General features: G+C 69.1%; 6 protein-coding genes. 2 read left to right on the plus strand and 4 right to left on the minus strand.

The features are described 5' to 3' along the window. Positions 1-660, minus strand: a 660-nt coding sequence (locus G3N93_RS35585) for a TetR/AcrR family transcriptional regulator (RefSeq protein ID WP_206135073.1), incomplete at its 3' end; no start/stop codon positions are given. Between G3N93_RS35585 and G3N93_RS35590 the strand changes: the two genes are divergently transcribed. Further along, complete coding sequence (locus G3N93_RS35590; RefSeq protein ID WP_206135074.1) at positions 659-799, plus strand: hypothetical protein; 141 nt, start codon at positions 659-661, stop codon at positions 797-799. The genes G3N93_RS35585 and G3N93_RS35590 overlap by 2 nt on opposite strands. Before the next feature lie 119 nt (positions 800-918). Here the strand turns inward: G3N93_RS35590 and G3N93_RS35595 are convergent, their stop codons facing one another. From G3N93_RS35595 to G3N93_RS35605, 3 genes are all read right to left on the minus strand, one after another. Continuing rightward, the gene (locus tag G3N93_RS35595; protein WP_206135076.1) at positions 919-1,347 is read right to left on the minus strand and encodes a cupin domain-containing protein; all 429 of its coding nucleotides are present in this window, start codon (positions 1,345-1,347) and stop codon (positions 919-921) included. A gap of 10 nt (positions 1,348-1,357) precedes the next feature. Continuing rightward, entirely contained in the window at positions 1,358-1,795 is a 438-nt protein-coding gene (locus G3N93_RS35600; protein ID WP_006479143.1) for a carboxymuconolactone decarboxylase family protein, read from the minus strand. Positions 1,796-1,889: 94 nt separating this feature from the next. Beyond that, positions 1,890-3,374 carry a PLP-dependent aminotransferase family protein gene (locus G3N93_RS35605; RefSeq protein ID WP_206135078.1) on the minus strand — a complete coding sequence of 495 codons (1,485 nt, stop codon included), beginning with the start codon at positions 3,372-3,374 and terminating at the stop codon, positions 1,890-1,892. 231 nt (positions 3,375-3,605) lie between these two features. On the opposite strand from G3N93_RS35605, the gene G3N93_RS35610 reads away from it, so the two are divergent. Beyond that, positions 3,606-4,047: LysR family transcriptional regulator (locus G3N93_RS35610; RefSeq protein WP_206135080.1), on the plus strand; the 442-nt coding region annotated here is incomplete at its 3' end.

The following is a 4,047-nucleotide window of genomic DNA, read 5'->3' on the forward strand; positions in this document are numbered from 1 at the left end:
CGCGGCGGCCGCCGGCTGCATGCCCGAACCGAGCAGCGCGCGGACATGGCGGTGCAGCACGTCGCGGTCGATCGGCGGCAGGCCGCGCGCGCTCTGCCACAGCTTCGCGGTCGCGAGCGGCAGCATCACCAGCGCGACGATCGAATGGAACAGGAACGCGGGTTCGAGCGCGGGGTTCAGCGTGCCGGCCTGCTGCGCACCGCGGATGCGCTCGGCGAAGCGCCCGACATGTTCGAGCGGAATGCGCCGGACCATCCGCTCGCGCAGCAGCCCGCCTTCGTGGACGATTTCGCGCAGCCAGATCGACGGCAGCCACGGCATGCGGTGCGTGACGTCGAAGAAGCGGTCGACGAGTTCGGCGACGAGCGCGAACGGGTCGTTTTCGATCTGCGGCTCGGTCGGCCGCCATACGAACGCGATGACCTGCGCGAGCCGTTCCTCGACGATCGCGTCGAGCAGTTGCTCGCGATTCGTGAAGTAGTAGTGAACCATCGCCGACGTGACGCCGGCGGCGGCGGCAATCTGCGCGACGGTCGTCGCGGCGATCCCGCGCTCGGCGAACAACTGCATCGCGACGTCGAGCATGTGGTCGCGCAGGTCGAAATCGTCGACCGACGGGCGGCGCCCGCGCGGCCTGGCGACGGTGGATTTCGCGTTCATGAAATCGACGCTAATTGATGAGTTAGTTAATTTCAAGGAAGGGTTTGCGCCGGAGATGATCGCGATCAGGCGAGCGTCGAAGGGGGGCGCGGGCGGGCGGCGATTTGACGTGGCGCGGCGTGACGCAGCGAACCGGTGACGGAATGTAGGGAGCGGCTAATGGAGAAATGGCGAGGGAGACGAGCGGGGCGACGGCATGGCACCCGGTCGCGAAGCGAGGGCGCATGCCTGGGCAATGGCACGCGCCCCGAAAAGCGGTTACTGATCGATTGGCGACGTCAGCGGCACGTGTTCGCCGGTCAGCCCGAACACGATGAGCTGCGCGGGCTCGGTCGCGCTCGCGTTGCGCGACACCTGGTGGCGTGAGCCGGGCGCTTCGTACCAGCCTTCGCCGGCGCGGTAGCGATGCAGCGGGCCGCCGTTCACCTGCGACAGCACTTCGCCTTTCGACACGACCGCGAACACCGAGCCGAGATGCTTGTGGGCTTCGGAAGCCTGGCCGGGCGCATAGTCGACGGTCGCGACGACGGCGAGCTTGCCGGGCGCTTCGGGCACGGCCTGCTGCATGATCGTGTGCACGTTGTCGCCGGTGTCGTGTGCCTGGGCGGCGGCCGGCAGCAGTGCGGCGCCAGCCACGGCGAGCCACGCGCACAGGGCGGCGCGACGGAGGAGCGTAGCGTGAGTCATCGCCGTCTCCTTATTCGGGCATCTTGCGGAACGCGATCGCGAAGCGGTTCCACGAGTTGATCGTCGCGATCAGCATCGACAGGTCGAACAGCTCCTCGTCGGTGAAGTGCGGCTTCACGGCTTCCCAGACGGCGTCGGGCACGTGGTTGCTGGCGACCAGCGTCAGCGCCTCGGTCCATTCCAGCGCCGCGCGTTCGCGCTCGGTGAAGAACGGCGTTTCGCGCCACGTGACGACGGTGGCCAGGCGGCGGTCGGTTTCGCCGCCCTTGCGCGCATCGGTCGTGTGCATGTCGACGCAGAACGCGCAGCCGTTGATCTGCGACGCGCGCAGGCGGACGAGTTCGGCGAGCGGTTTTTCGATCGAGCTCTTCGCGAGGAATTCCTCGGCGTTGCGCATCACCTTGATCGCATTCGGGCTGGCGGCGTAGAAGTTCAGGCGCGGTTGCATGGCGGGTCCTTTTTCGGTTGGGGCGCACGGTGGCGCGACAGGACCTACTTTAGGACGCATGCTGGCCTGCTTGAATGGCCAATTTTCTGAAAATTCAGGTAACCAGTGCCGAGCCGCCGAGGGTGTCCGAACCCAAGAGGCCGGCCAGCTTCGCGAGCGCCGTATCGATGCGCAGCGCGTCGATCCCGCCATAGCCGAACAGCAGCCCCGCACGGACCGGCACGCCGACGTGGAACGCCGAGATGCCGTACAGGCCGATGTCCTGCGCGCGGGCCGCGCGGACCAGCGCCGCTTCGTCGAGCCCCGGTTTCAGGTAGGCGGCGAGGTGGATGCCGGCGGTCGGCACGATCGCGTCGAACCACGGCGCGAGTTCGCCGCGCAGATGCGCGAGCAGCATCTTGCGGCGCGCATCGTAGTGCTTCTGCACGCGCTTCAGGTGCCGCGCGAAATCGCCTTCGAGCATGAAGCGCGCGAGCGCCGCTTGCGTCAGCGTGCAGGTGTGCCAGTCGACGATCTGCTTCGCCTTGGCCAGCGCGCCGCGCAGCGCGCGTGGCGGAATCGCGTAACCGATCCGCAGTTCCGGAAAGATCGTCTTGGAGAACGTACCGACATACGCGACGAGGCCCGTGCGGTCGAGGCTCTTCAGCGATTCCACCGGCCGGCCTTCGAAGCGGAACTCGCCGTCGTAGTCGTCCTCGATGATCACCGCGCGGCGGCGCTGCGCCCATTCGAGCAGTGCGACGCGCCGGTCCAGTGTCATCGGCATCCCGAGCGGGAACTGATGCGACGGCGTGACGTAGACGAGGCGCGCGTCGTCGGGCAGCCGTTCCGTCACCAGCCCGTGCGCGTCGACCGGCACGCCGATCACCGTCGCGCCGAGCGACGCGAACGCGGCGCGGGCGGGCGGATAGCCAGGATCCTCGACCGCCACCACATCGCCGGGCCGCACGACGACGCGGGCGATCAGGTCGAGCGCCTGTTGCGCGCCTTGCGTGACGAGCACGTCGTCCCAGCCGCACGCGACCGCACGGCTGAACGCGACGTAGCGCGCGATCGCGCCGCGCAACTGCGGATCGCCGGCCGGATCGTGGTACCGGGCGGGGCCGCGCATCTGCTGGCGCAGCGCGTGATGCAGGCAGCGCCGCCACGCGTCGAACGGGAACAGCGCCTTGTCGGTCACGCCGCCGCGAAAGTCGAAGCCGGGCGAATCCTGCGGTGCGGGCATCGCGAGCGCGTCGGGCAGGTCGTCCCACAGCGCGCGTGCGTCGACCGCGTCGATGCGCGGCGTGTCTTCGACGATCGACGGCGCCGACATGGCCGCGGCGTGAGGCACGCGCGCGAGGCCGTCGGCGACGAACGTGCCGTCGCCCGCGCGCGTATTCAGGTAGCCCTCGGCGACGAGGCGCTCGAACGCGTCGAGCGTCGTCTTGCGCGAGACGCCGAGCTGTTTCGCGAGATCGCGCGTCGACGGCAGCCGCGCGCCGCCGGCGAGCCTCCCGTCGACGATCGCGGTGCGCAGTTGCCGGAAGATCTGCCCCGTCAGGTCGTGACGGCCTTCGATGCGGATCGCGATGTCCATCGCAGTGGTTACCTCGATTGCCTTGATTTCGTGCCGACCAGCATACCGGAAGTCGATCGCGGCGGTGGCCTGGCGGGACGCCTTTACGGGTCGCCAAGGGGCAAGGAATCGGGGAGGCAGGTCGAACCGGCCCGGTGGCCCCGTCACTGGCATCCGCTGCCTGTATCCCCGATTGGACCTTCGCCCGCCGCTGCCTTACGATCCACGTCAACCCCACACCGGAGCGTGCCCATGCTGTCCGAAGACGAACTTGCGCTGCTCGACGCGATCCGCGCCACCGGCAGCCTGTCGCGCGCGGCCGCGCGGCTCGGCAAGGCGCCGTCGACGGTGTCGCACGCGGCGCGCCAGCTCGAAACCCGCTTCGACGCGCTGCTGTTCGACCGGCGCGGCTACCGGTTGCAGCTCACGCCGGCCGGCCAGTTGCTGACCGACGAGGCGGCGCGGCTGGCGCTGGACGTCGCGCGGCTGACGCAGCGCGTGCGGCAGGTCGCGAGCGGCTGGGAAGACCGATTGTGGATCGTCAGCGACGAGGTGCTGGAGTTCGACACGCTGCTGCCGGTGGTCCGCGCGTTCGATGCGCTCGACTCGGGCGTGTCGTTGCGTTTCACGCATGAAGTGCTCGGCGGGACCTGGGAAGCACTGCGCGACCAACGAGCCACCCGCGATTCCCGGC

The sequence above is a fragment of the Burkholderia sp. Se-20378 genome (assembly GCF_017104665.1).
GTDB lineage: Bacteria > Pseudomonadota > Gammaproteobacteria > Burkholderiales > Burkholderiaceae > Burkholderia > Burkholderia lata.